This window comes from Caldimonas tepidiphila, from assembly GCF_003569765.1.
GTDB lineage: Bacteria > Pseudomonadota > Gammaproteobacteria > Burkholderiales > Burkholderiaceae_C > Caldimonas > Caldimonas tepidiphila.
In genome coordinates this window covers 1-25,153 of sequence record NZ_QXMG01000077.1, presented here as the reverse complement: position 1 = coordinate 25,153, position 25,153 = coordinate 1, and the positions used below count along the sequence as shown (strand labels likewise).

At 68.0% G+C, this 25,153-nt stretch carries 21 protein-coding genes and 1 pseudogene; 12 read left to right on the top strand and 10 right to left on the bottom strand.

Annotated elements, in window-relative coordinates; all coding sequences use genetic code 11:
- Positions 1-126: 126 nt before the first annotated feature.
- The 4 genes and pseudogenes from otnK to D3A59_RS22475 form a co-directional block, all read left to right on the top strand.
- A complete protein-coding gene (otnK, locus tag D3A59_RS22490) occupies positions 127-1,398 on the top strand; it encodes a 3-oxo-tetronate kinase (RefSeq protein WP_119157562.1) in 1,272 nt (423 codons plus the stop codon).
- Positions 1,395-2,051, top strand: coding sequence for a 3-oxo-tetronate 4-phosphate decarboxylase (gene otnC, locus D3A59_RS22485; protein ID WP_119157561.1), 657 nt, complete (start codon positions 1,395-1,397; stop codon positions 2,049-2,051). Before otnK ends, otnC begins: the two co-directional genes overlap by 4 nt.
- Positions 2,052-2,061: 10 nt before the next feature.
- Positions 2,062-2,736, top strand: coding sequence for an aspartate/glutamate racemase family protein (locus D3A59_RS22480; protein ID WP_119157560.1), 675 nt, complete (start codon positions 2,062-2,064; stop codon positions 2,734-2,736).
- A gap of 157 nt (positions 2,737-2,893) precedes the next feature.
- Positions 2,894-3,299: pseudogene (locus D3A59_RS22475) on the top strand (IS6 family transposase); the annotation flags it as partial.
- Positions 3,300-3,628: 329 nt separating this feature from the next.
- Here D3A59_RS22475 and D3A59_RS22470 read toward each other — a convergent pair.
- From D3A59_RS22470 to D3A59_RS22445, 6 genes are all read right to left on the bottom strand, one after another.
- Complete coding sequence (locus D3A59_RS22470) at positions 3,629-4,633, bottom strand: transketolase family protein (protein WP_119157559.1); 1,005 nt, start codon at positions 4,631-4,633, stop codon at positions 3,629-3,631.
- A complete protein-coding gene (locus D3A59_RS22465; RefSeq protein ID WP_119157558.1) occupies positions 4,630-5,502 on the bottom strand; it encodes a transketolase in 873 nt (290 codons plus the stop codon). The genes D3A59_RS22470 and D3A59_RS22465 overlap by 4 nt, the downstream gene beginning before the upstream one ends.
- Positions 5,503-5,534: 32 nt before the next feature.
- On the bottom strand, positions 5,535-6,794 hold the full coding sequence (locus D3A59_RS22460; RefSeq protein ID WP_119157557.1) for a TRAP transporter large permease: 1,260 nt from the start codon (positions 6,792-6,794) through the stop codon (positions 5,535-5,537).
- A gap of 16 nt (positions 6,795-6,810) precedes the next feature.
- On the bottom strand, positions 6,811-7,350 hold the full coding sequence (locus D3A59_RS22455) for a TRAP transporter small permease (protein WP_119157556.1): 540 nt from the start codon (positions 7,348-7,350) through the stop codon (positions 6,811-6,813).
- A gap of 78 nt (positions 7,351-7,428) precedes the next feature.
- Entirely contained in the window at positions 7,429-8,418 is a 990-nt protein-coding gene (locus D3A59_RS22450; RefSeq protein ID WP_119157555.1) for a TRAP transporter substrate-binding protein, read from the bottom strand.
- Between the two features lie 44 nt (positions 8,419-8,462).
- Positions 8,463-9,212 (bottom strand): SDR family NAD(P)-dependent oxidoreductase, encoded by a 750-nt coding sequence (locus D3A59_RS22445; protein ID WP_119157554.1) that lies wholly within the window; start codon positions 9,210-9,212, stop codon positions 8,463-8,465.
- 221 nt (positions 9,213-9,433) lie between these two features.
- Here D3A59_RS22445 and D3A59_RS22440 point away from each other — a divergent pair, with 221 nt between their 5' ends.
- Positions 9,434-10,318 (top strand): LysR substrate-binding domain-containing protein, encoded by an 885-nt coding sequence (locus tag D3A59_RS22440; protein ID WP_119157553.1) that lies wholly within the window; start codon positions 9,434-9,436, stop codon positions 10,316-10,318.
- 100 nt (positions 10,319-10,418) lie between these two features.
- Here the strand turns inward: D3A59_RS22440 and D3A59_RS22435 are convergent, their stop codons facing one another.
- Positions 10,419-11,327 (bottom strand): LysR substrate-binding domain-containing protein, encoded by a 909-nt coding sequence (locus tag D3A59_RS22435; protein ID WP_119157563.1) that lies wholly within the window; start codon positions 11,325-11,327, stop codon positions 10,419-10,421.
- Between the two features lie 146 nt (positions 11,328-11,473).
- Between D3A59_RS22435 and D3A59_RS22430 the strand changes: the two genes are divergently transcribed.
- From D3A59_RS22430 to D3A59_RS22415, 4 genes are all read left to right on the top strand, one after another.
- Complete coding sequence (locus D3A59_RS22430; RefSeq protein WP_119157552.1) at positions 11,474-12,223, top strand: SDR family NAD(P)-dependent oxidoreductase; 750 nt, start codon at positions 11,474-11,476, stop codon at positions 12,221-12,223.
- A gap of 83 nt (positions 12,224-12,306) precedes the next feature.
- The gene (gene tkt / locus D3A59_RS22425) at positions 12,307-14,295 is read left to right on the top strand and encodes a transketolase (protein WP_119157551.1); all 1,989 of its coding nucleotides are present in this window, start codon (positions 12,307-12,309) and stop codon (positions 14,293-14,295) included.
- A gap of 28 nt (positions 14,296-14,323) precedes the next feature.
- Entirely contained in the window at positions 14,324-15,283 is a 960-nt protein-coding gene (locus D3A59_RS22420; protein WP_119157550.1) for a D-2-hydroxyacid dehydrogenase, read from the top strand.
- Positions 15,280-16,575 carry a glycerate kinase type-2 family protein gene (locus D3A59_RS22415; protein ID WP_119157549.1) on the top strand — a complete coding sequence of 432 codons (1,296 nt, stop codon included), beginning with the start codon at positions 15,280-15,282 and terminating at the stop codon, positions 16,573-16,575. The genes D3A59_RS22420 and D3A59_RS22415 overlap by 4 nt, the downstream gene beginning before the upstream one ends.
- A 772-nt stretch (positions 16,576-17,347) precedes the next feature.
- Here the strand turns inward: D3A59_RS22415 and D3A59_RS25640 are convergent.
- Positions 17,348-18,829, bottom strand: a complete 1,482-nt coding sequence (locus D3A59_RS25640) for an alpha/beta hydrolase domain-containing protein (RefSeq protein WP_157991652.1) — start codon at positions 18,827-18,829, stop codon at positions 17,348-17,350.
- 535 nt (positions 18,830-19,364) lie between these two features.
- Between D3A59_RS25640 and D3A59_RS22410 the strand changes: the two genes are divergently transcribed.
- Positions 19,365-19,670, top strand: coding sequence for a transposase (locus D3A59_RS22410; protein ID WP_119157548.1), 306 nt, complete (start codon positions 19,365-19,367; stop codon positions 19,668-19,670).
- Between the two features lie 23 nt (positions 19,671-19,693).
- Here D3A59_RS22410 and D3A59_RS22405 read toward each other — a convergent pair whose 3' ends face one another.
- Positions 19,694-22,105, bottom strand: a complete 2,412-nt coding sequence (locus D3A59_RS22405; protein ID WP_119157547.1) for a TOTE conflict system archaeo-eukaryotic primase domain-containing protein — start codon at positions 22,103-22,105, stop codon at positions 19,694-19,696.
- A 36-nt stretch (positions 22,106-22,141) separates the two neighbouring features.
- On the bottom strand, positions 22,142-23,323 hold the full coding sequence (locus D3A59_RS22400; RefSeq protein ID WP_119157546.1) for a hypothetical protein: 1,182 nt from the start codon (positions 23,321-23,323) through the stop codon (positions 22,142-22,144).
- Between the two features lie 181 nt (positions 23,324-23,504).
- Here D3A59_RS22400 and D3A59_RS22395 point away from each other — a divergent pair, with 181 nt between their 5' ends.
- A complete protein-coding gene (locus D3A59_RS22395) occupies positions 23,505-23,843 on the top strand; it encodes a helix-turn-helix domain-containing protein (RefSeq protein ID WP_157991651.1) in 339 nt (112 codons plus the stop codon).
- Positions 23,833-25,086 carry a type II toxin-antitoxin system HipA family toxin gene (locus D3A59_RS22390; RefSeq protein ID WP_119157544.1) on the top strand — a complete coding sequence of 418 codons (1,254 nt, stop codon included), beginning with the start codon at positions 23,833-23,835 and terminating at the stop codon, positions 25,084-25,086. Before D3A59_RS22395 ends, D3A59_RS22390 begins: the two co-directional genes overlap by 11 nt.
- The last annotated feature ends 67 nt before the right edge of the window (positions 25,087-25,153 follow it).

Sequence of the window (25,153 nt, the reverse complement as noted above, 5' to 3'; positions counted from 1 at the left end):
CGACCTCGGCGGCTCCCTCGGCTGCAAGGCCTTCGGCCAAGCCGTCGCCCTCGCGCTCAGGGCTGCGTGAGTCCGGCACGGGCAGGCCTGCAAGCGGCGCCTGCCCTTTCTCACTTCTGACGGAGCATGAGCATGCTGCTGGGCTGCATTGCTGACGATTTCACGGGTGCCACCGACCTGGCGAACAATCTGGTGCGTGCGGGCATGCGGGTGGTGCAGACCATCGGCGTGCCGGACGAGGACATGCGCATCGATGCCGATGCGGTGGTCGTGGCGCTCAAGTCCCGCACCATCGAGCCGGAGGAGGCGACGCGGCAGTCGCTGGCCGCGCTGCGCTGGCTGCAGGCCCAAGGCGCCGGGCAAATCTACTTAAAGGTCTGCTCCACCTTCGACTCGACTGAGCGGGGCAACATCGGGCCGGTGGCCGAGGCGCTGGCCGACGCGCTGGGCGCGGACTTCGTGCCGGTGTGCCCGGCCTTCCCCGAGAACCAGCGCACGGTGTTCAAGGGCCATCTCTTCGTCGGCGACCTGCTGCTGAGCGACAGCAGCATGCGCCACCATCCCCTCACGCCGATGACCGACGCGAGCTTGGTGCGCGTGATGCAGCGCCAGTGCCGCGGCAAGGTGGGCCTGGTGGACCACGAGGTGGTGCGCCAGGGCGCGCAAACCATCGCCGGGCGCATGCGCGCACTCCAGGCACAGGGGCTGCGCTTCGGCATCGTCGATGCGATCGGCAACGAGGACCTGCTGAGCATGGGGCGGGCCTTCGCCGGGCTGCCGCTGCTGGTGGCCGGCTCGGGCGTGGCGATCGGCCTGCCGCAGAACCACGGGCTGATGCCCAGCGAGGCGGCCGCCCGGCTGCCCGTCATCCCGGGGCCGAAGGCGGTCGTCTCGGGCAGCTGCTCGGCCGCCTCCAATGCCCAGGTGGTGGACTTCCTGCAGCGCGGCGGCGAGGCCTTCGCCGTGGATCCGTTGCGACTGGCCGCGGGCGAGGACGTGGTGCGCGCGGCGCTGGCCTGGGCCGCGCCCCGGCTGGGCGAGCAGGCGGTGCTCGTCTATGCGACCGCCCAGCCCGAGGCGGTCAAGGCCGTGCAGGGTCGCCTGGGCGTGGAGCAGGCCGGCGCGATGATCGAGGAGGCGCTGTCGGCCATTGCCCGCGGCCTGGTCGAGCGCGGCGTGCGCCAGCTCGTCGTGGCCGGCGGCGAGACCTCGGGGGCCTGCGTGCAGGCGCTCGGGATCGCGCGCATGCGCATCGGCGTGCAGATCGACCCGGGCGTGCCCTGGTGCCATGCCGCCTCGCCGGTGGCCGGGGGGGAAGGGCTGAACCTCGCGCTCAAGTCCGGCAACTTCGGCACCCCCGACTTCTTCTCCAAGGCCTTTGGAACGCTTGCGCAATGAGCGAGACAGAACTCCGGCAGGAAATCTGCCGCGTCGGCGCAAGCCTGTTCGCGCGCGGCTACGTGCATGCCACCGCAGGCAACATCAGTGTCCGGCTGCCCGACGGTTTCCTCATCACCCCCACCGATGCCTGCCTGGGCTTCCTGCAGCCCGAGCGGCTGGCCAAGGTGACCCCGGGTGGCGAGCAGTTGAGCGGCGACCGAGCCAGCAAGACCCTCGCCCTGCATCGGCGCATCTACGACGCCGACCCGCAGGCCCAATGCGTGATCCACACGCATTCCACGCACCTGGTGGCGCTGACGCTGCGCGGCGTATGGAGCGAGGCCGACATCCTGCCGCCCATCACGCCGTACTACGTCATGAAGGTCGGCCACGTGCCGCTCATCCCCTACCACCGTCCCGGGGATCCGAAGGTGGGCGAGCGGGTGGCGCAGGCCATCCGGGCCTGCCAGGAAAGCGGCGGACGGCTCAGCGCCGTGATGCTGGATCGCCTCGGGCCCAATGTCTGGGGGACTTCGCCCGCGGCCGCCATGGCCACGCTGGAGGAGCTGGAAGAAACCGCCAAGCTGTGGTTGCTGTTGAACCCGAAGCCCGCGCTGCTGGACGAGGCAGCGATCGAGGACTTGCGCCGCACCTTCGGCGCATCCTGGTAAGGAACCCTGTATGAGCGAGATAGCGGCAGGACCGCGCATTGCCCTGATCCACGCTGTCTACGTGGCGATGGCGCCGGTAGAAGCTGCATTCTCGCAGCGCTGGCCGCAGGCCCAACGCGTCAACCTGGTGGACGACGCCCTGCCAGCGGACCTAGAGCGCGACGGACAACTCACCGACACCATGCGGCGGCGGATTCGACGCTTGGCGGAGCACGCCATCGACGCCGGCGCTGAGGGCGTACTCTTCACCTGCTCGGCCTTTGGCGAGGCCATTGGGGAGGCGGCCAGCGTACTGCCGGTGCCCGTGCTCAAGCCCAACGAGGCAATGTTCGAAGCGGCTCTGGCCGCAGGCCAACGCATCGGCATGCTGGCGACGTTTGCAGCGGCCGTGGTGCCAATGGAGGCCGAGTTCTTGGCCATGGCGCGGGCGCGGGGCGTGGAGGCGGCGCTAGAGGTGGTCTGCATTCCGGAGGCCCTGGCCGCCGCTAAGGCCGGCGATCTGGCCACGCACGACCGACTGCATGTGGAAGCGGCTCCCCGCTTGGCGCATTGCGATGCCGTGATGCTGGCGCACTTTTCGAATTCTCGTTGCTGCGACGCCGTGCAGTCCGTGCTGCCTTGCCCCGTGCTCAGCGCACCGGACGCAGCCATCAACGTCTTGCGTGAACGCCTTCGCTTGCCGTGAGGCCGGCGGCGTCCTAGTAACGTCGCTCCATCACTCCGATCCACGCGTAAATTGGCCGGCATTGCCTCAGGCGCGCTGGCATCACCCCCTGCTGCGCGGGTTCTGTCGCGATAAGCCAGCGCTGGTAGTCTGAGGCCAGAGTGGCGAAGGACCGAAAATGATGATCGAGGCGCTGCGCAAGGTGATCAAGCGGCTGCACTGCCCGCTGGAGGTAATGCTCACCTGCGTTCGTTGGTACGCCGCCTGCCCGCCGTAGCCTGCGCCACATCGAGGAGATGATGCAAGAGCGTGGTGTCATCGTCGATCACGCCACGGTACCCCGCTGGGCACTGAAGATGCTGCCTGTGCTCGGTGCAACGTTTCGCCGACGCCGGTGCCCCATCGGCAGGAGCTGGCCCATGGATGAGACCTATCTCAAGGTAGCCGGCCGCTGGCAGTATCTGTACCGCGCAGTCGACCGCGAGGGCCACACCGTTGACTTCCTGCTCATAGCCAAGCGAGATGTGGCAGCTGCCCGCCGGTTCCTGGAGCGCGCCATCGCGCTGCACGGCGAGCCCGAGAAGTCTGCAAAGCGGCAGGTGGTGTCCTGATCGAAACTTGATCTGACAGACAAGCGGCCTATTCAGGCGGCCCCTTTTTCGGACGCTACCCGCTGCGGGAAACGCCGGCGGCGGGTGCGCCGGCCTTCACTGACGACGGCAGCCTGCATCAGGTCGCCCCGGCCACCGGCTGAGACCTCGTGCCGGCGCATTGAGGCGTCGCTGCAAGCGCTGCCGCCTGTGGGCGGCCATGAACGGGCAGGGGGAATGTCACGCCCTCAGTTCATTCGCCACCGCAGCGCAGGAGGCCTGCAAGGCCTCCGATTCGAATGGCGTCGGGCCGCCGAGGGAGGTCAGCCGAGCCAAGCCTTGATACGCGCGGCCAGGGCCTCGCGGCTGATGCCGTAGCGCTCGTGCAGCGTGGGCAGCGCTCCTGCGTCGAGGAAGGCGTCGGGCAGACCGGCCATGTGGAAGGCCGCCGGCTGCACCCGGTTGCGCAGCAGGGCGCTGGCCACCGCCTCGCCCAGGCCACCGACCACCGAGTGGTTCTCGGCCACCACCACCATGCGGTGCTTGTAGCGCACTGCCTCCAGGATCGTCGCCTCGTCGAGCGGCTTGATCGTCGGGCAGTGCAGCACGGCCACGCCCACCTTGTCCGCGGCCAGCGTCTGCGCGACTTCCAGCGCGCGCATCGTCATGAAGCCGCTGGAGATCACGAGCACGTCGTCACCCTCACGCAGCATCTTGGCTTTGCCGAGCTCGAACTTGTAGTCGTACTCGTCGAGCACCAGCGGTACGTTGCCGCGCAGCAGCCGCATGTAGACCGGGCCCTTGTGGTCGGCGATCTGCGGCACGGCCTGCTCGATGTCGAGCGCGTCGCAGGGATCGACGATGGTCAGGCCCGGGATGCCGCGCATCAGCGCCAGGTCCTCGGTCGCCTGGTGGCTCGGGCCGTAGCCGGTGGTCAGGCCCGGCAGCGCGCAACACATCTTGACGTCGAGGTTCTCCTCGGCGATCACCTGATGGATGAAGTCGTAGGCGCGGCGGGTGCCGAAGACCGCGTAGGTGGTGGCGAACGGGATCAAGCCCTCCTTGGCCATGCCGCCGGCCGCGGCCATCAGCAGCTGCTCGGCCATGCCCATCTGGTAGAAGCGCTCCGGGTAGGCTTGGCCGAAGAGGTGCAGGTCGGTGTACTTGGCGAGGTCGGCCGTCATGCCGACGATCTCGGGGCGGTTGGCCGCCAGCTCGACCAGCGCCTTGCCGAAGGGGGCAGCCTTGACGCGTTGGCCCTCGCTGGCGATCGAGGCGATCATCGCCGAGGTGGTCAGGCGGGGTTTCTTTTCTGCGACGGTGTTCATTGCACGGCCTCCTCGGCCTTCGGGGCGTCTTGGGACTGGTCCAGGATGGCGAGGGCCTGCTGCCACTCGGGCGGGTCGACGCGGATGAAGTGGTTCTTGTCGCGCGTCTCGAGGAAGGGCACGCCCTTGCCCATCAGCGTGTCGAAAAGGATCGCGCGCGGCTTGGCCTCCTTAAGAGTGCGCGCGGCATCAAAGGCGGCGAGCACGGCGGGCAGGTCGTTGCCGTTGACGCGCTGCACGTGCCAGCCGAAGGATGCCCACTTATCGGCCAGCGGCTCAAAGCCCATCACCTTGCCCGAGGGGCCGTCGGCCTGCTGGTTGTTGATGTCGACCAGGCAGATCAGGTTGTCCAGGCGGTGGTGGGCGGCACCCATCGCTGCCTCCCAGGTCGAGCCCTCGTCGAGCTCGCCGTCGCTCATGCTGTTGTAGACGAAGGCCGGGTTCTTCTTCTGCTTGAGGCCCAGCGCCATGCCCACGCCGATCGCCAGGCCCTGGCCGAGCGAGCCGCCGGAGATCTCCATGCCAGGCGTGTAGGTGGCCATGCCCGACATCGGCAGCCGGCTGTCGTCGCTGCCGTAGGTCTCGAGCTCCTCCTCGGGGATGATCCCGGCCTCGATCAGCGCGGCGTAGTGGGCGATGGCGTAGTGGCCGTGCGAGAGCAGGAAGCGGTCGCGGCCCTCCCACTCGGGTTCCTCGGGGCGCAGGTTCAGCGCGTGGCGGTAGGCCACCGCCAGCACGTCGGCCCAGCCCAGCGCCTGGCCGATGTAGCCCTGGCCCTGCACCTCGCCCATGCGCAGGGCGTAGCGGCGGATGCGCCAGGCAGCGGCAGCGAGTCGTCGCTGCGTGTCGGAAGCTTCAGCTTCGATCATGAAGTGCTCCTAGTATGAGTAATGCGGTGCGCTCAGCGCAGGATGCTGGCGGGGAAGTAGGAGACGATCGCGAGCACGGCGAAGGCCACCAGGTAGAAGGGACCCATTGCGCGCACGGTCTCGCCCACCTTCACGCGTGCCAGCGAGCTGGTGATGAAGAGGGTGGTGCCCACCGGCGGCGTGTACAGGCCGATGGCCAGGTTGACGACCATCATGATCCCGAGCTGTACCGGGTCCATGCCGATGCTCTGCGCCATCGGCAGCAGGACCGGCGTGAGCAGCAGCACGGCGGCGGGCAGGTCGATGAACATGCCGATGAACAGCATCATCAGGTTCATCAGCAGGATCACCATCCACTTGGCGTCGATGTTCTGCTGCACCCATTGCACGACGTTCTGCGGCATCTGGTCGAAGGTCAGCAGCCAGCCGATCGCGGCCGAGGCCATGATGACCAGCAGCACCACCCCAGTGGCCAGTCCCGCCTCGATCACTGCGTGATGCAGCCGCCTGAGCGACAGGTCGCGGTACATCAGCGCCGAGACCACGCCGGCATACAGCGTCGACAGGATCGCCACCTCGGTGGGCGTGGCGAAGCCGAAGCGCAGGAAGACGACGATCAGCACCGGCAGCGCGACGGCTGGCAGGGAGTGCAGGAGGTTGCGGCGGAACGCGGCGCGGTCGGCCGGGGCGGTTTCGCGTGGCAGGTTTCGCCGCTTTCCCACCCACCAGCAGACGAACATGAAGCCCCCGCACAGCAGCAGTCCCGGCAGGATGCCGGCAAAGAACAGCGCCGCGATCGAGGCGTTTGCGCTCAGCGCGAACAGGATCAGTGGGATTGACGGGGGGATGATGATGTCGATCGTCGCTGCCGACGCCAGCGCTGCCGCCGAGAACGGCATCGGGTAGCCGAGCCTGCGATGCCAGGGCATCATCAGCGAGCCAATGGCAGCGGCGTCGGCCACCGCCGAGCCCGAGACGCCGCCAAACATCGTCGACGACAGCACGCTGACCTGGGCCGGTCCGCCGTGCCAGCGGCCCACTGTCGCCGACAGCACGCCGACGATGGCCTGGCCGAGCCGACCGCCCATCATCAGCGCGCCGGTGAGCATGAAGAAGGGGATGGCGATCAGCGGAAAGCTCTGCACCTGCGCCACCATCTGCTGCACGAGCAGATCGAGCGGGACACGGTCGCTGCTGGCCGCCGCGGCAATCGCGGCGATCAGCAGCGCGTGCGCGATCGGCACCGCTGCCACGGCGCCGCAGAGAAAGACGAGAAGGATGAGTGCGCTCATGAGGGCTCCTGGCGGTTTACCAGTGGGGGGCCTGGATTTCCGGGACGCTACCCGGCTCCGGGGTGGGAGCCGGAGCCGGAGATGCGCACCAAGCGCGCCAGGCCGACTGCAGTGCCAGCAGTGCCAGCATCACCATGCCGCCCATCACGCAGCCATAGGTGACCGAGCCGGGCACCTGCAGGATCGGCGACTTCTCGTCGTGGACGATCTCGAGCATCGCCCAGGTCGCCCAGGCCAGCGTCGCATACAGGCCGGCCACGGTCAGCCAGCCCGCCACGCAGATGACGCGGCGCGCCGCCTGGGGCACGGCCTCCACCAGGAACACGGTAGCGATGTGCGCGCCGCGCTCGGCCGCGAGTACCACGCCGGCCATCACCAGCCAGGGAAACAGCAGCTCGGGTAGCTCGTTGGCCCACTGCAGGCTCGAGCCGCTGGCGTAGCGCAGCACGGTGTTGGCCGTGAGGATTGCGAAGATCACCCCCGAGGTCAGCCACAGCACGAAGCTGCAGACTGCCACGATGGCGCGTTCGAGGGCATTGCGTTGCACCTCATGCATGCTTGTCTCCTGCTCGTCAGCCCGGGCACCGCGCGCGGGCCGGGCGGACGGGTTTCTTGATAGATCGACCTCGCGCCGTCACTGCGCCTGGGCAGCGGCAGTCACCTTCTTGACGTAGGCGCCAATGGGCGAGGTGAGCCACTTCTCGTTGACCGGCTGGGTGGCCTTGGCGAAGGCAGCCTTGTCGACCGTAGTGACTTGCACGCCCTTGGACTTGAGGTCCGCGAGCAGCTTCTCGTCCGCCTCGGCCGAGAGCTTGCGCTGCAGCGCGGTGGCTTCGACCGCGGCCTCGGTCACCGCCTTGCGGTCGGCGTCGGAGAGGCGGTCCCAGGTGCGCTTGCTCATCAGGAAGGGCGTCATCTGGAACATGTGGCTCGTGAGCGCCAGGTGCTTCTGCACCTCGTAGAGCTTGCTGGCATGGAAGTTGGCCAGCGGGTTCTCCTGGCCGTCGACCACGCCCTGCTGCAGCGCGACGTAGAGCTCAGCGAACTTGATCTGCTGCGCCTCGGCGCCCAGCGCCTGCATGATGTCCACCAGCACCGCGTCGGGCGGGGTACGCATCTTCAGGCCCTTCATGTCCTCGACCTTGGTGATCGGGCGCTTGCTGTTGGTCATATGGCGGATGCCGTTGTCCCAGTAGCCCAGCACCACCATGCCCTTCTTGGCCGACTGCTCCGCCAGCTCCTTGCCCAGGGGACCGTCCAGCAGCTTGAAGGCCTGCTCCGAGGTGTTAAAGAGGAAGGGCATGCCGTAGGCCGCGTACTCCGGCACGGCCACCGACACGGCGCCCTGCGAGTTGGCCGACATGTCCAGCGCGCCGGTGCGCAGCGCGGTCACCATCGCCGCGTCGTCGCCGAGCTGACCCGAGGGCGCCACCTGCACCTCGATGCGGCCGCCCGACTTCGCCTTCACCACTTCGGCGAACTTGACGGCCCCCTCGTGCCGCGGGTTGCCGACGGCCGCGCCGTGGCCCAGCGTCAGCTTCACGGCCTGAGCATGGGCGGCGAAGGGGATCGCAGCGAAGGCGGCCAGGGCCAGCAGGGTGCGGGTGAAGTGCTTGCGTTGCATGACGTTGTCTCCTTGGTCTGGGGGGTGACGGGTGGAACGGAGGCTCAGTGGATCAGCATGCCGCCGTTCACATCGAGCGTGATGCCCGTGCAGTAGGCGGAGAGATCGCTGGCGAGGAACACGCAGGCGCCGGCCACATCGTCGGCGCGGCCCAGGCGGGCCAGAGGGATCGATTCCGAGATCTCGGCCTTGCGCTCGGGCGTGAGTTTGCCCTGGGTGATGTCGGTCTCGATGAGGCCCGGGGTAATGCAGTTGACGCGGATGCCCTCGACGCCAAACTCGCGCGCCATTGCGCGGGCCAGGCCGAGCACACCTGCCTTTGCGGCCGAGTAGTGCGGGCCGCCGAAGATGCCGCCCCCGCGCTGCGCGGACACCGAGGAGATGCACATGATCGAGCCGCTCTTCTGCGCGCGCATCGCGGGCAGCACGGCCTGCGACATGTACAGCGTGCCGCGCAGGTTGACGTCGAGGATGCGGTCGTAGTCCGCGCCGCTGATCTCGAGCGTCTTGACCGGCTGCGTGATGCCGGCGTTGTTGACGAGGATGTCGATGCGCCCGAAGGCCTGGAGCACCTCGGCGGCGGCGGCCTCGCAGGCCTCCTTGCTGGTCACGTCGGCGACGAGCCCGAGATGGCCTTCGCCCAGGCGGGCAGCGGCGGCAGCCGGCTCGGCGCGAGCCAAGTCCAGCACCACCACGCGTGCACCCTGCGCGGCCATCTGGCGGGCAGTGGCGAATCCCAGGCCGTTGAGCCCGGCGCCACCGGTGATCACGGCAACCTTGTCCTTGAGCAGCATGTCGTTCGTTTCCTATGTGAAGGGGGTGTTCGGATCGAACACGGGAAACGACTCGGGCGGCGCACGGGGCACCTCATGCCCCTTGCCACCCCACGGGAGCCCGCGGCCCCTGCTTGTCTCCTGTGTTCTGGCCGAATCTTCGAGGCGAGGGGGCGTGACGACAAGCGAATATTTTTCAGCTTAAGATGACCTCCTGTCATTTAACTCCCGGGTTGCCCCCTATGGCTTCCATTCCGCCTGTCGTCAACCTTCTGGCGTTCGAGGCAGTAGCCCGTAGACGAAGCTTCGCTTTAGCCGCGGCCGAGCTCCACCTGACCGCCTCGGCCATCAGTCACCAGGTGGCTCGGCTGGAGTCGCATCTCGGTGTGCGCCTGTTCGAGCGCAGCGCGCATGGGGTGCGCTTGAGCGCGGCAGGCGAGCAGTACCTGACACGCGTGGGAGGTGCGTTGAGTGCCATTTCCTCGGCCACGGACGACCTGCGCCAGGGCGTCAGCAACAGTCTCTACGTCCACTCCGCCCCCAGCATCGCGAGCTTGTGGCTGATGCCTCGGCTGCGTGCCTTCGCCCAGGCATATCCGGACATCTCGCTGAACCTGTCGGCCGCTCACACTCACAGCGATTTTGCATTCGGACAGGCGGACATCGACATCCGCTATGGCGTGCCGAACTGGCCCGACCTGGTGATCGAGCCCCTTTTCGAGGAAAGGATTCTGCCCCTGGCCGCGCCAGACTTCATTCGGGAGCATCGCCTCAAGCGACAGGAACATTTGCTGGACCTGCCGCTGATTCAGAGCAATGTGAACGTGGTGCAGTGGTCGGACTGGTTCCGAGAGTTCTCTAACCACCGCGCACCGGATCGGTTTGCCGTACGTTTCGACAGGGCCCAAATGTCGCTGGATGCGGCCACCCAGGGACTGGGAGTTGCATTGGAAAGCACGACCCTCGCCAAAGGACACATTGCGGAGGGAAAGCTGAGGCCTGTTTTCGGCTTGGAGAAGGCTGTCAGGGTCAAGGCGCATTTCGCGGTATACCCTGCTCGCCACGCCAAAAGGCCGGCCGTCGAGGGCTTCCTGACTTGGTTGCATAGCGAGGCTGCCCGGACCTGAGGCTCAGTTCCAACAAACTGATTCCCCGCTGAACGTCAAGGCGGCTGGATGCGTAGGGCCAGGCAGGTGCCGGCTTGCGGCACTTCGGTGAATGAGTCGATCAGGGCAACGGTGGAGCGCCTTCCGGCTGCGCTGCCTGCTCCCGCACCCAGTTGACGAAGTTTGTTACTTGGGGCCGGTCCAGGTGCCGCTGGGGGCAGACGATGAAGTGGGCCTGCGTCTTCAGGCACCATCGGTCGTCGAAGACCTTGCGCAGCCGCCCGTCGCGCAGGTGCAGCCCGGCGATCGACGTGCTGTCGCAGACCACGCCCAAGCCCTGCACCGCCGCTTCCAGCGCCATCACCGAGCGGTCGAAGCTGTAGGCATACGGGCCCGGCATGGAGGGCAGGTGCCGGCTGCGGAACCAGTCGGTCCATTGCAGGACGTTGGCCGCCGACTGGATCAGCGGCAGGCGCAGCAGGTCCTCGGGCTGATCGACCCGGTGCGCGGCCAGGAAGGCGGGGCTCGCCAGGGGCAGGATGCGCTCCTCGAACACCGGCTGCACGTGCAGGTGCGGCCAGTTCGGCACGCCGTAGCGGATGTCGATGTCCACCTGGCCGACCGCGAAGTCCGGCGGGGCCGGCGACGAGGACAGCGACAGCACGATCTCGGGATGCCGCCGTGCGAAGTCGGCCAGGCGCGGCATCAGCCACAGGGTGGCGAAGCTGGGGCTGCTGTGCACGTGCAGCCGGTTGCGCACGCCCTTGCGCACATGATCGGTGGCGGCGCTGATGGCCTCCAGTGCGAGCGAGACGCGGCCCATGTAGTCGCGCCCGACATCGGTCAGCCCGGCGTGGCGGCCGCTGCGGTCGAACAGGCGCACGCCCAGCAGCTCCTCCAGCTTGGCGATCTGGTGGCTCACCGCGGAGGGCGTGAGGCTGAGTTCGGCCGCCGCGGCGGCGAAGCTGTGGCGGCGCGCGGCGGCCTCGAAGGCCAGCAGGCAGCTCAGGGGCGGAAAGGACGAGCGCATGGCCGCCATCCTGACACGGCGCGGGGCAGGCGTGAACAGAATTCATCTGCCGGTGAAAAAGTATCGGTTGTGTTCAACAGATTGCCTCTTCATAGTCGCTCCCAGCCAGCGCATCTCGACGCTGGAGCCACTTCCTGGAGACAAGCATGCTGCTTACCGACCGCGTCGCCCTCGTCACCGGCGGCGCCGGCCCCAACGGCCTCGGCTTCGCCACCGCCCGCCTGTTCGCCTTGCAAGGCGCCCATGTCGTCATCACCGACCTGGAAGGCGCGCAGCCGGCGCAGGCCGCAGCGCGCCTGGGCCCCGGGCACCTCGGGCTCGTGGCCGACGTCACTTGCAAGGCCGATGTGGAGGCCGCCGTCGCCCGGATCGTCGAGCGCTTCGGCCGCCTCGACATCCTGGTCAACAACGCCGGCATCACGCAGCCGCGCAGGACGGTGGACATCAGCGCGGCCGACTACGACGCGGTGCTCGACGTCAGCCTGCGTGGCACGCTGCTGTGCTCTCAGGCCGCGATCCCGGTGATGCAGCGGCAGCGCAGCGGCTCGATCGTCTGCATCTCCTCAGTGTCGGCGCAGCGCGGCGGCGGCATCCTCGGCGGCCCGCACTATTCGGCCGCCAAGGCCGGCGTGCTCGGCCTGGCGCGCGCCATGGCGCGCGAGCTAGGGCCGGACAACGTGCGGGTCAACTGCATCACGCCGGGCCTCGTCACCACCGACATCAACAAGGACAAGCTCAGCGCCGAGCGCAAGGCCGAGATCGCGGAGACGATCCCGCTGGCGCGCCTGGGCGTGCCGGACGATGTGGCCGGCGCCTGCCTGTTCCTCGCCAGCGACCTGTCGGGCTACTGCACCGGCATCACGCTGGACGTCAACGGCGGCATGCTCATCCACTGAAGCCGCCCCGGCGCCGCCCTTCCTCGATCCCGTCCCCTTGCACGCCGCCCCGCCTCGCGCGGGCGGCGGGGAGTTGCCCAGCCATGTCCGTCCATCCGCTCGCGCCGCTGGCGCACGCGATCCGTTTCCTCGCCATCGACGCCATCGTATGCGCCGGCGAAGGCCACCAGGGCGTGCCCCTGGGCATGGCCGAGATCGCCACCGCGCTGTTCACCCGGCACCTGAAGTTCGATCCCGCCAACCCGGCCTGGCCCGACCGCGACCGCTTCGTGCTGTCCAACGGCCACGGCTCGATGCTGCTGTACGCGCTGCTGCACCTCACCGGCTACCGCAACATCCCACTCGACGAGATCCGGCGCTTCCGCGAACTGGGTTCGCGCTGCGAGGGCCACCCCGAGCGCGATGTGGAGAGCGGCATCGAGGTGACGACCGGCCCGCTGGGCCAGGGCATCGCCAACGCCCTCGGGATGGCGATCGCCGAGGCCCACCTGCGCGCGCGTTTTGGCGCCGGGCTGGTGGACCACCACACCTATGCCTTCGTCGGCGACGGCTGCCTGCAGGAGGGGGTGGGCCAGGAGATGATCTCGCTGGCCGGGCACCTGCGGCTCGGGCGGCTGATCCTGTTCTGGGACGACAACCGCATCACCGACGACGGCGGCACCGAGCTGTCGATCAGCGAGGACGTGGCCGAGCGCTTCCGCGTCGCGGGCTGGCACGTCGCGGAGGTGGACGGGCACGACATCGAGGCCGTCTCGGCAGCGATCGCCGCCGCCCGCTCGGATGCGCGCCCCTCGCTGATCGCCTGCCGCACGGTGATTGCGCGCGGCATCGAGCGACTGCAGGGACAGCGCGGCGGCCATAGCGGCAAGCTGCACCCGGCTGACGCCGACGCGGCCCGGGCCGCGCTCGACTGGCCGCATGCGCCCTTCGAGCTGCCCGCGCCCGTGCTCGAGGCCTGGCGCGAGGCCGGTCGGCGCAGCGAGGCCGAGCACCGCGCCTGGCAGGCGCGCGTGGAGGCGCTGCCGCCTGCAGAGCGTGCCGAGTTCGAGCGCGTGCTGGCGGGCGAGCTGCCGGCCAGCTGGCGCGAGGTGCTGGCGCAGTACAAGCAGCGCGTGGTCGAGGCGCCGCCGCCGGCCGGCGGCATCCTCGCCTCGGCCGAGATCAGCGACGCGCTCGCCGAGGTGCTGCCCGAACGCCTGATCGCCTGCGCCGACCTGGAGGCGCCGATGAACCACAAGCGGCGCCTGAAGGCCTTCACGGCAGAGGAAGCGCACGGCACCTACCTGCACTGCGGCGTGCGCGAGCACGTGATGGGGGCGCTGGCCAACGGCATCGCCGCGCACGGCGGCCCCCGTCCCTTCGCGCTCACCTACCTCGCCTTCGCCGACTACGAGCGCCCGGCGATGCGCATGGCCGCGCTAATGCGGCTCCCGGTGACCTTTCTCTTCAGCCACGACTCCATCGGCGTCGGCCGCAACGGCCCGACCCACCAGCCGGTGGAGATCCTGGCCTCCCTGCGCGCGATGCCCGACATGCTGGTGATGCGCCCGGCCGACGCGGTGGAGGCTGCGGAATGCTGGGAAGCAGCGCTCGCGCACCGCACCGGGCCGGTGTCGCTGGTGTTCGCGCGGCAGGCCCTGCCCACGGTGCGCACGCGCCACGTGGCAGAGAACCTGTCGGCGCGCGGGGCCTACGTGCTGGCCGAGGCTGACCCCGGCCCGCGCGCGCTCACGCTGATCGCGACCGGCTCCGAGGTGGTGCTGGCGCTGCAGGCGCGCGAGCGGCTGCAGGCGCAGGGCGTGCCCACCGCGGTGGTGTCGATGCCCTGCTGGGAGCTGTTCGACGCGCAGTACGCCGCCTGGCGCGATGCGGTGCTGCCGCCGGGCGGCGTGCGCGTGGCGGTGGAAGCCGCGCTGCGCTTCGGCTGGGACCGCTACCTCGGCGAGCGCGGCGGCTTCGTCGGCATGAGCGGCTGGGGCGCCAGCGGCCCGGCCGAGGCGCTGTATGCGCGCTTCGGCATCACGCCCGAGGCCATCGTCGCCGAGGCGCGCCGATGCCTGGCCGCGCGCTGAACCTCTCCCCTTCCAACTCGATCCTCTCATGCAACGCATCGTCTTCCTCGACCGCGACACGCTCGCGCCGCAGATTCGCCTGCGCCGGCCCCGTTTCGAGCACGAGCTCGTCGAGCACCCGCACACCGCTCCCGATCAGCTGCTGCAGCGCCTGGAGGGCGCCGACATCGCCGTCACCAACAAGGTGGCGCTGCGCGCCGACGTGCTGCGCCGCCTGCCGCGCCTGAAACTGATCGCGGTGGCCGCTACCGGTACCGACGTGGTGGACAAGGCGCACTGCGCAGTGCAGGGCATCGCGGTGTGCAACATCCGCGGCTACGCGGTCAGCACCGTGCCGGAGCACACCTTCGCGTTGATGCTGGCGCTGCGGCGCAACCTGCTCGCCTACCGGCAGGACGTAATCGCGGGGCGCTGGCAGGCCTCCGGGCAGTTCTGCTTCTTCGACCACCCGATCCGCGATCTGGCAGGAGCACGCCTGGGCATCATCGGCAGCGGCGTGCTGGGACAGCGTGTGGCCGAGATCGGCAAGGCCTTCGGCATGGTGCCGCTGTTCGCGGCCCACAAGGGGGCGCAGGCGATGGGCTCGCTGTACACGTCCTGGAACGAGGTGCTGGAGACCAGCGACGTGATCACGCTGCACGCGCCCCTGACGTCCGCCACGCGCGGCATGATCGGCCGCGCAGAGTTCCAGTCGATGAAGCGGCGGCCGCTGCTGATTAACACCGCGCGCGGCGGCCTGGTTGACGAACCGGCGCTGGTCGAGGCACTGGAGCAGGGCTGGATCGGCGGGGCCGGCTTTGACGTCGCCAGCGTCGAGCCGCCCGCGCCCGACGATCCGATGATGCGCCTCGCCGCCCGTCCCGACGTAATCCTCACGCCGCATGTCGCCTGGGCCTCGGACGAGGCGCAGCAGTCGCTGGCCGACCAGCTGATCGACAACATCGAGGCCTACGTCGACGGTCGGCCCCGGCACCTGGTAACGGGATGAGCGCGCTGCCTTACCCCGCCGCCGATCCCGCCGGCTTCCTGCGCGGGCTGTTCGCCGTCGCGGTGGCGGCGGCGCAGCCGGCGCGGGTGCTGGGCCCGCACCTGCCGCCTCCGCCGCCGGGTCGCACCCTGGTGCTGGGTGGGGGCAAGGCCTCCGGCGCCATGGCCCAGGCGCTGGAGCGCGCGTGGCCCCAGGACGCGCCGCTCTCCGGCCTGGTGGTGACCCGCTACGGCCACGTGCCGCCTGCCCCGCAGGGCCGTATCCGCATCGTGGAAGCGGCGCACCCGGTCCCCGATGCCGCCGGCGAACAGGCCGCGCGCGAGATGCTCGCCCTCGCGCGCGGGCTGACCGAGCGGGACCTGGTGATCTGCCTGATCTCCGGCGGCGGCTCCGCGCTGCTAACGCTGCCGGCCCCCGGCCTCGGGCTCGCGGACCTGCAGGACGTGAACCGCCAGCTGCTGAAGAGCGGCGCCTCCATCGGCGAGATGAACGTGGTGCGCAAGCACCTGTCAGCCCTCAAGGGCGGACGGCTGGGCGCCGCCTGCGCCCCGGCGCGGGTGCTCACGCTGCTCGTCTCCGACGTGCCGGGCGACGATCCGGCGGTGATTGCCAGCGGCCCGACGGTGCCGGACGCGAGCACCTGCGACGAGGCCCTGGCAATCGTTCACCGGCACGGCATCGTGCTGCCGCCGGCGGCGCTGCAGGGCCTGGCGAGCGGCGCCTTTGAATCCCCGAAGCCGGACGATCCCCGCTTCGCCGGGCACGAAGTGCGCCTCGTCGCCACGCCGCAGCAGTCGCTGCAGGCGGCAGCGGATGCGGCGCGATTGGCCGGCGTGGCGGCGCATGTCCTGGCCGACGACATCGAGGGCGAATCGCGCGAGGTCGGCCGGATGCATGCCGCGCTGGCCCGCCAGGTAGCGCGACGCGGGCAGCCCTTTGCGCGGCCCTGCGTCCTCCTGTCGGGCGGCGAGACGACGGTCACGGTGCGGGGGCCCGCCGGGCGGGGCGGAAGGGCTGGCGAATTCCTGCTTGGCATGGCCCTGGCGCTGGACAGCGAGCGCGGTGTGCATGCCCTGGCTGCTGACACCGACGGCATTGACGGCATGGAGAGCAACGCGGGGGCGACGATCGCGCCGGACACGCTCGCCCGTGCCACTTCGCTGGACCTGTCCGCCCGGCTCCATCTGGATGGGCACGACGCCTGGTCCTTCTTCCACGGACTCGGCGACCTCGTGGTCACCGGCCCGACTTACACCAACGTGAACGATTTCCGGGCGCTGCTCGTGCTGTAGGAGCGGGTGTAGACGCGAGCAAAGTCTTGCCGTTCAAGTGGCATAGCTGTGCCGTTCGCGCGACTGAAAGCCCGATCAAGGGCTCGCCCTGAAGGGCACGGTGGAGACACCGTGCTTTTTCATTTCAGATTGGGGAAGGACGAATGGGAGCGCAAGAAGCACGGGGTGACTACGCTCGGCGCTGCCTCGAGATGCATCTGGGCATCGACGCGCAGAGCCAGGAGATGCGGGCCATCGAAGTAAGCGGCAGCTTGGTGGGCGATGCGCCGATGCTGCCTACGCTGCTACAGCAGATCGATTGAGGCGTCCTCAACGTCAATGGCAACGGCACCTATGACACACGGAACTGCCACGAGGCGATTGTGCAACGACAAGTTGCAGCCGTCATTGCCCGGCAGCGCAATACTCGGCTGTGGAAGAAGAGGCTGGCGGCGGGCGCGTTTGCTTGCAACGGAACCATGGGCGCAATCCAGCGACTGGGACGCAATATCTGGACAAAACTTGGAGCGACTACCACCGTCGCTGCCTCGTAGAGACCCAGATCGCTGCTTCGAGTTTCTGGGCGAGCGCGTCATGATGCGCCCCCTCGATCGGCAGGTGGCGGAGTTGCAGGTGCGCTCCGAACTGCTCAACCGCTTCACCCAGTTCGGCCAGCCGCAAACAATCGATTTTACCAATTTCGACTCACCCAATTCGATGGGAGTCCTGTCGCTCGCCGACCACCAAGAGAAGCAAGCCCGCGGTGACCGGCGAATTCCAGAGCGACTTGGCGTTAGTGAATTGCTACAGCTCGACCCGTGCCGACGTTGGAGCTCTCGGCCCGCCGAACGATTTCGTCTCCATCCTCTTTCAGGATAAAGCCGTCCTGCACGTTCTTCTTCACTGCTGCCGTGACGGCCTGCACGTAGGCTTCCTTGCTTGGATACAGTTGCGTGAGCTTTGCGTCATTGAACGGCACATGCATACCGTAGTTGTTCGGGCAACCTGGAGTCATGCCCACCTGATCGCCCCGATTGGTGGCGATCGGCACTTCGACCTGTGACTGACGAATTCCGCCATAGGCCAGTCCGTTGCCATCACGCGGAAGCACCGGCGGAGTGACGGACGTCATTAGGATAAGTTCTGCACGCGGCGGTTCAACACCCTTGAGAACCCAATTCGACAAGTGGTGGTAGCCGGCGTTAAGCACGTACCGCAGCGGCACATGGCTGGCGGGCTCCGGTTCGCATGCAAGGCTCGGTGGAGTCATCTTGTCGCGAGCGGCAAGTGCCTGACGATACTGAACCCACCAGTAATCAACGTGCGCGGCACCTGCGATCTCCCATCCTCGAAACGTGGGAGAGTCGGGCTGGCGGGTGGCACCAAGACCATACAATATCAACTCGGTTTCGCTGATAACCCGCATCATCGGCGCTCTGACATCGTTGCGGAATGGCCCGCCCAGGACTTGGACGAGGAAACCGTCGACCAATTGATGCTTCGGTTGAATGCTGTTGTAGTACAGAGTCAAGCGACCCGCAGATTGGGACTGGCCGACGGCGAGCACGGCCTTGGGTTTCAAGGTGCTGAGCATTCTCTCCTTTCCTGGGGCTTTAAGCGCTTTCACCACTTGAGAGAATATGTCGTAGGACAGTGAATCATCCGTGACCGTACCACCGGATGTCACGTCCAAGCTCCCATACCTTGCCGGACTCCAGTCCTTCAGTCCCGTGTTAGGCTGGTGAATTCCGACGCGTTGTGCATCGACTCTCACCACCACATACCCTTCTCGGGTTAGGTACTCTTTCGAGTAATGCCAATGCAAATCGATCCCGTACCCGGACGTCACATTCGCCCACTCGACGAGAACGATCCCGTTGAACTTCTTCGGATTGGCAGGGCGACGCACGAGGATACGCGTCTTGTAGGGGTGTCCTGAAGATACTGCTACCGCATCGGCCATTGCCGGAGTCTGGTAACGGGTAGCCGTTCCCTGAACAAAGAATTCCTCTTCTACATAGCCAACAGCAGCGAGATCGAACTGAGGTTCCGTTGCGAAGAACGGGTAGTCGCGAGTGAGGCCGGCCCCGGGGGTCGCATTCACCGCGATCGGGCCGATTACTGTAGGAGTTGCAACAGCATTTTCGGAGGCAGCAGACAATTGAGAGGCGCTTTGTGCGTGTGCAGGAATAGGCGCCAGTGAAGTAGTGAGAAGCGCAGCGAGGACAGTGGCGGAAGCCAGGCTTTTGTGCCGGAAAGCTGCTTGGAATCTCATGCATTTGTCTCCTATGTGGATCGAGCTATGGTGCAGAAATGACGTGAGTTATTTGGAAATGGGACGTCGACTGGCCTTTGGTGGAACAGTCGGGATACCGGGAGGCCTCCGGTAGACAGCATCTTGTTTATCCTTAAGCCCGAGGACAAGAGAAGGTTCATCAGCCTAAGATGACGAGTCGTCAACCACTGTCCGGGTTGCCCCTACATCTACGGAAGGCAGTCAAGGCCAGTTCCATGCACACCCGCTCGAGGGATAGGAAGTATTGAGAATTTGTGGTGACTCCTTTCGTCGGGTCAGTGCATCTTTGTGCCACAGAACGAGGTGCTGCTGTTGCGATGAAGCCATGCGACTCCGCGAAGTCGCAGGGGCGACCGCAGGTGATAACACCAACGACTAAGAGCCCCTTTGAAAACTCGTCGGATCTGTGGTGTAACGGCCGAATGTGGACGAACGAGCAACGTGAGCAACAGGCCGAGCTGGCCTAGAAGACCAAGCGTACCCGAGCGACCCGACGGACGCGGATTGGATTGCGATGCAGCCGCTGCTGCCAGCACCCGCGCAGCAAGGACGCCCGTGGCAGGTTGACCTGCGGAAGATCATTAACGCGCTGCGCTACTTGGTGCGCTCGAACTGCGGCTGGCAGATGCTGCCACACGACTTCGGCCTCAGGCAGACGGTGTGCTGGTGGTTCCGCAAGCTCATGCGTCGCATGCTGTTCGCGACGCTGCACGGCGTGGTGCTCATGCTCGACCGGGAAGCGCGAAGGCCGGGAGTGACCGAGCGCCGGCGTGATCGAAAGCCAGAGCGTGATGGCGGCATGGACCGGCCGCTGTCCTGACGATCTCCCGATGAGGAGACGGCTCAAGAGGTGAACAGTTCATGCAGTCCACCGCTGTCGCCTGCCATGCGACCCGTCACCCGGTACCCCATTGCCCGATAACCCTGCTGGCGCTTGTCCCACATGCGCCCGAGTGCCGGATGGCCGCTGTCCACGATGTCGATGATTCGCACGCTCGTCTTCGTTGCGTGCTCGCGGTGCAGGCGTCCGGCGTACTGCTGCAGCGTGCCCTTCCATGAGATGGGCATCGCCAGCACCAGCGTGTCGAGCGGCGGGTGATCGAACCCTTCACCGACGAGCTTGCCCGTGGCCAACAAGACGCGGGGGGCCTCGGGCGGCAGGGCCTCGAGTTGTGCGATCAGCGCGGCCCGCTGCTTCTTCGACATCCGCCCATGCAGCACGAACGGCGCTGGGATTTGCCCCTCCAGCGCCACCCTGATGGCTTCGAGATGCTCGGTGCGCTCGGTCAGCACGAGCACCTTGCGCCCCTCTGCAAAGGCCCGTGCGATCTCGCCGGCGATCACCGCCGTCCGGTCGGTGTCATCGGCCAAGGCGCGAAACACCTCCTGGATCCCGGCGTCCTGAGCCATCGCGACAGGCTTGTCCCACTCCAGGGGCCTCACCTCCAGCTCGTCGGGCGCACCCGCCGGGCGGCTCGCGGTGTGGCGGATCAGCCCGCACTGCATGAAGATGATCGGCTGCTGGCCATCGCGCCGGATCGGGGTGGCGGTGAGCCCCATCACATACCTCGCTCTGGCGCGCTTGAGGATCCGATCGAACGACACGGCCCCGATGTGGTGGCACTCGTCCACGATGACCTGACCGTAGCCTTCCACCAGCGGATGGATCTCGCCCGCACGGGACAGGGACTGCATGATCGCGATGTCGATCTTCCCGGTGGGCCGGCTCTTGCCGCCGCCGATCGTGCCGACCACGTTCCGGCCAACGCCCAGGAAGGCCTGCAGCCGCTCCTGCCACTGCTTGAGCAGCTCCGTGCGATGAACCAGTACGAGCGTGCTGGTCGCGCGCCGGGCGATCAGCGCGGCGGCCGTCACGGTCTTGCCGAAGGCCGTCGGCGCGCATAGCACGCCGGCCTCGTGCGGGAGCATGGCCGCCACCGCCTCTTCCTGGTCGGGGCGCAGTGTTCCCTTGAATGCCACAGCGATCGGCTCCCCCACACACCGCTCGTCCCGCAACTCGCAGCGGATGCCGTTTTCCCGTAGCGTCTCCTGCACGGCCTCGAGGCAGCCCCGCGGCAGCCCGATGTGCTTGGGAAAGTTCTCGGCGCAACCGATCACCCGCGGCGTGTCCCAGACCGGAAAGCGCATCGCCTGCGCCTTGTAGAACTCCGGGTTCTGGAAGGCGGCAAGCCGCACCAGTCGGTTGATCAACGCCTGCGGCAGCCCGGCCTTCTCGACGTAGAGAAGGTTGGCGAGCGTGACCGCGACGGTCTGCGGCATCGGCCCGGCCAGCTTCCCAGCGGCAGGAGCCCGCTGCTTCCACGGCTGGACGAGGTCCTCCTCGTCGATGAAGCTGACATCGAGCGGGTGAACGCCTCCGCAGGCCTGCAGGATGACGGGCTCGATATCGCCGGGCTGCATCGGTCGCAGCGATGCGAGGTAGGCCCACTGGTCCGCCAGAGGGCGCCACTGCCGATCGACGAAGACGCTACAGCCCTTCTCGCGCGGCTGTTTCTGCAAGGGCAGGGCGATCAGGTTGCCGAAGCCACCTTTGGGCATCGTGTCCTGGTTCGGGAACAGCCGGTCGTAGGAGGCGAGCTTGAGCTGCCGGGTTCGGGCGCAGGTGTGGCTGATGAGGGCCGTGCCGAGGCGGCGGGCGTCTCGTGCCGCAACGCTCGCACTGAAGAACACCCAGGCGTGCGCGCCCTCGCCGGAGCGGGAGATCTCCAGCGCCACGGGCACGCCCAGCTCGTCGCAGGACCAGGCAAAGGCCAGTGCGTCCTCTCGCCATTCGGCCTCGTCGAAATCGACCGCCAGGAAGTGGCAACTGTTATCGCTCAGCAGGGGATAGACGCCGAGCGTGCGCTTGCCGACGAGGTGGTCGTAGACGACCGAATCCGACAGCGGCAACAGCAGCCGGTGGCCGCACTCGGAGCACTTGATGCGCGGCTTCTCGCACACCCCGGCGCGCCACTCGTTGGCGCAGGCCGGCGCGTAGCCGGTCTTGCCGCTCGAGCGGCTCTCCCAGCGCACCGGGTAGACGTCGCTGCGGCCCCGGAAAAGCCGCCGGAAGAGCGCCAGCTTCTCTTCGGTGCTCAGCTTCAAGCTGTCGATGGAGGAAGGGGCGGCAGGGGCAGGGACTGGCCGCTCGCGCCAGTCGATCCCGTGCGCCTCCAACAGTGCGATGAGCCGGGCGTTCTCGGCACGCAGCCGCGCGGCTTCCTCGGCAGGCGACAGGGGCGGGAGCTCGGTCATGAGGCTCGGCGAGATTGCATGCGTTGCCCCCGGCATTCAGTCCCCGGGCATCAGTCCCGCGCGCTTGAGCCGCACGACCCAAGCGGTCCGCTTGCCGTGCGAGGACATCAGGCGCACGAGGCCCCGGCGGAACTCGGCCTTGCGTCCGGCCAGTGCGAGCGCTTCGGCCAGCGCCTGAAGACTCTTGAGCGCCTCGTCGTAGGCCGCCCCGGAGCCTCGCTGCAGGCTCGCATCGATTGCGAGCCAGAACTCGTCGGCATGCGCGGCGATCCGGCTCAGAAGCTCGGTGCGCTCGGCCTGCTGTTTCGCCTGCCTTGCTTCCCGCTCCCGGGCCTCCCGCTGTTGTCGACGACTCGCCGCTGCTTCCCGGCCGGCTTCGATTCCGGCGACAGCGCGGCGGACCGGGGCGGCCTCGGGAGCCCGGCGAGCGCGCTGCCAGGCCAGGAACCGGGTGTGCAGGCCGTGTTCGGCCTCCTGGCCCCGTCCCTGCAGCAGCAGGCGCATCACGGCGCGCATCTCCTCACCGGTCTGCCCGGCCAGCCAGGCGTCGATCGCGTCCTCGTCGGCGTCGGAGCGATCCAGCGTGGGACTGGCCTCGGCGGCGGCGGCCAGCCAGTCAGGATCAATCAGCAGGAATTCCGCCAAGGCGCTCTGCGCCGGCGTGAGCGTCTGCAGCCCCGCAGGAACGGGCGGCTCGAGAGCCTCGCCGTCGAGCTCGCCTCGGCATGCACGCGACAACCACCCCAGGTAGAGCGGGCGAATGTCTCCGCGCAGCAACTCGTCGCGCAGCGGCAGCAGCCGCCCCATCCAGCCGGAGCCGTCGTCCTCGCCCCAGAAGCGCTCGTTCTCCCCGGAGTCGTCGTCCAAGCTCCAGTCGAGGATCCAGTGAGCGGTGGTCGCGTGGGCAGCGAAGGCGGTGGCATGACCTGATCGGGAGGAAGTGCAGCTGAAATCTTGGAGCAGGTTCCTGTCGAGGGCGACGCGCGGCAGGCGCAGCAACAGGCGGCAGCTGCCCCAGTTGGCCGAATAGACGTGTGCATCGAAGTAGCGCTCGACCCAGTCCACCGGATCGCCCTTGAGATCGCCCCAGTGGTACTCGTTGACGAAGCTGCTCGGGGTGATGCGGGCGCGCGTGGAGCGCTCGCGCAACTCGGCCTGCTCGCCGGGCGTCAGGGGCCGATCCACCGCGGCGAATTCGTAGTACTGGTATTCGCTCATGGCCGTAGTTTGGCTGACGCCTCCGCAGGAACCAGCCCCATGGACCGATCCTCGGCGTGCGATGGTCTTCGAGGAAGCGCCGATCTGCAAGGAAGTCGATGTTGAGCCGGCGGCTTGGAGCTGTTGTTTCCAGCTTCCTTGTGTTTGTCATAGGAAGCATTAAATGCATAAAATGCTGTCTATGCCGCGCGCTCCTCGTCTTCAGCTCGACCCCGCCGCCCGCCAGCAGGCGGTGGATCTGGGCGCGCGCATCCGGCTCGCGCGCCAGCGCCGTCGACTGCGCCTCGAGGACGTGGCTCAGAAGACCGGCATGTCCCGCGCCACCGTCGAAGCGGTCGAGCGGGGCGAGCTGACCACGGCCTTCGGCGCCTACGTGAGCATCCTCGGCGTCCTCGGGCTGCTCGGGGAGCTGGCCCTGCTCGCGGACCCGGGGCTCGACCGGGAGGGACTGGCGCTCGAGTTCTCGGTGGCCGACAAGCGGGTGAGGGTGCAGCGCCGGGACCTGGGCAATGACTTCTGACCCGTCTTCCCTCTTCGTCTGGATCCACCTGCCGGGCCGCACCGAGCCGGTCGTGTGCGGGCGCTTCACCCACCGTCGCACGGGGGGCGGGGAGGCGGGCGAGTTCGTCTACGGCCGCTCCTACCTGGCCCGTGCGGAGGCCGTGCCGCTCGATCCGGTCGTGCTCCCGCTGCAGGAGCGGGTGTTCTCGACCACGCACCTGGGCTGCTGGTTCTCGGCGCTGCTGGACTCCGGGCCCGATGACTGGGGGCGGCGTCTGATCGAGCAGATGCACGGCCCCCAGGACACGATCGGCTACCTGCTGCGCGCCCGCGGCCAGAACGTCGGTGCCCTGGCCTTCAGCCCGGCCCCCGATACGCCTGCGTCCGCGGCGCCCGCCCCGCTCGGTGTGGAGGCGCTCGAGCGCCTGCTCGAGGTGCATCGCACGGTCGAGCACGGCGAGGCGGTGGCGAGCGAGTACCGCGACCTGCTGCTGCAGGGGACCTCGGCCGGTGGCGCCCGGCCCAAGACGACAGTGGAGCACGAGAGGCGGCTGTGGCTGGCCAAGTTCCCGAGCAGCAGGGACCGGCCCGAGGAGCCGCCCGTGCCGCTGATGGAGGCCGCGCTGCTGACGCTGGCGGACCGCTGCGACATCCGGGTGCCGACTCACCGGGTCCTGGACGTGTCGGGCGCTCCCGTGCTGCTTGTCGAGCGCTTCGACCGCGAGCCGCTGCCCGGCGGCGGCTATTCGCGATGGCGCTATGCCAGCGCGCGCACGCTGCTGTGGTCGAGGCCCGAGGTCCAGCAATACTCGTACATGGGCTCCTACACCAACCTGGCGCGCCAGATGCGCGTGTGGGAGCGCACACCGGTGCAGAGCATCCGGGAGCTCTACCGGCGCATCGTCTTCAACTGCCTCGTGGGCAACACCGACGACCACGACCGCAACACCGGCTTCGTGGCAGGCCCCGACGGCTTCTTCCGTCTGGCACCCGCGTTCGATCTCACCGCACGGCCGCGCACTCCGCGGATGTACCTGGCCCTGGCTTTCGGAAGCCAGGGCGCGGAGGTTTCGCTTGCGAACCTGCTGTCCGAACCGGAGAACTTCGGCTACGAGAGGGACGAGGCGCAGGAGGTGATCCTGGCTCAGTGGAGGACGATCCGCTCCTCCTTCGTCGATGAGCTCGTCGGCCTCGGTTGCCCGCCGCGCCTGGCAGCGCGCGCCTTCGACTCCCTACCCGACGTGGTGCCACACGGCCGGTAGGGGCCCTGCCGCGTATCTATTCACCCCCGGTGAGTTGAAGAGGACGAAGCGGTGCGCGGCCGAGGTG

Coding starts and splice junctions, on each gene's coding strand:
- otnK (WP_119157562.1), top strand. CDS start 127: ATGAGCATGCTGCTGGGCTGCATTGCTGACGATTTCACGGGTGCCACC.
- otnC (WP_119157561.1), top strand. CDS start 1,395: ATGAGCGAGACAGAACTCCGGCAGGAAATCTGCCGCGTCGGCGCAAGC.
- D3A59_RS22480 (WP_119157560.1), top strand. CDS start 2,062: ATGAGCGAGATAGCGGCAGGACCGCGCATTGCCCTGATCCACGCTGTC.
- D3A59_RS22470 (WP_119157559.1), bottom strand. CDS start 4,633: ATGAACACCGTCGCAGAAAAGAAACCCCGCCTGACCACCTCGGCGATG.
- D3A59_RS22465 (WP_119157558.1), bottom strand. CDS start 5,502: ATGATCGAAGCTGAAGCTTCCGACACGCAGCGACGACTCGCTGCCGCT.
- D3A59_RS22460 (WP_119157557.1), bottom strand. CDS start 6,794: ATGAGCGCACTCATCCTTCTCGTCTTTCTCTGCGGCGCCGTGGCAGCG.
- D3A59_RS22455 (WP_119157556.1), bottom strand. CDS start 7,350: ATGCATGAGGTGCAACGCAATGCCCTCGAACGCGCCATCGTGGCAGTC.
- D3A59_RS22450 (WP_119157555.1), bottom strand. CDS start 8,418: ATGCAACGCAAGCACTTCACCCGCACCCTGCTGGCCCTGGCCGCCTTC.
- D3A59_RS22445 (WP_119157554.1), bottom strand. CDS start 9,212: ATGCTGCTCAAGGACAAGGTTGCCGTGATCACCGGTGGCGCCGGGCTC.
- D3A59_RS22440 (WP_119157553.1), top strand. CDS start 9,434: ATGGCTTCCATTCCGCCTGTCGTCAACCTTCTGGCGTTCGAGGCAGTA.
- D3A59_RS22435 (WP_119157563.1), bottom strand. CDS start 11,327: ATGCGCTCGTCCTTTCCGCCCCTGAGCTGCCTGCTGGCCTTCGAGGCC.
- D3A59_RS22430 (WP_119157552.1), top strand. CDS start 11,474: ATGCTGCTTACCGACCGCGTCGCCCTCGTCACCGGCGGCGCCGGCCCC.
- tkt (WP_119157551.1), top strand. CDS start 12,307: ATGTCCGTCCATCCGCTCGCGCCGCTGGCGCACGCGATCCGTTTCCTC.
- D3A59_RS22420 (WP_119157550.1), top strand. CDS start 14,324: ATGCAACGCATCGTCTTCCTCGACCGCGACACGCTCGCGCCGCAGATT.
- D3A59_RS22415 (WP_119157549.1), top strand. CDS start 15,280: ATGAGCGCGCTGCCTTACCCCGCCGCCGATCCCGCCGGCTTCCTGCGC.
- D3A59_RS25640 (WP_157991652.1), bottom strand. CDS start 18,829: ATGAGATTCCAAGCAGCTTTCCGGCACAAAAGCCTGGCTTCCGCCACT.
- D3A59_RS22410 (WP_119157548.1), top strand. CDS start 19,365: ATGCAGCCGCTGCTGCCAGCACCCGCGCAGCAAGGACGCCCGTGGCAG.
- D3A59_RS22405 (WP_119157547.1), bottom strand. CDS start 22,105: ATGACCGAGCTCCCGCCCCTGTCGCCTGCCGAGGAAGCCGCGCGGCTG.
- D3A59_RS22400 (WP_119157546.1), bottom strand. CDS start 23,323: ATGAGCGAATACCAGTACTACGAATTCGCCGCGGTGGATCGGCCCCTG.
- D3A59_RS22395 (WP_157991651.1), top strand. CDS start 23,505: ATGCCGCGCGCTCCTCGTCTTCAGCTCGACCCCGCCGCCCGCCAGCAG.
- D3A59_RS22390 (WP_119157544.1), top strand. CDS start 23,833: ATGACTTCTGACCCGTCTTCCCTCTTCGTCTGGATCCACCTGCCGGGC.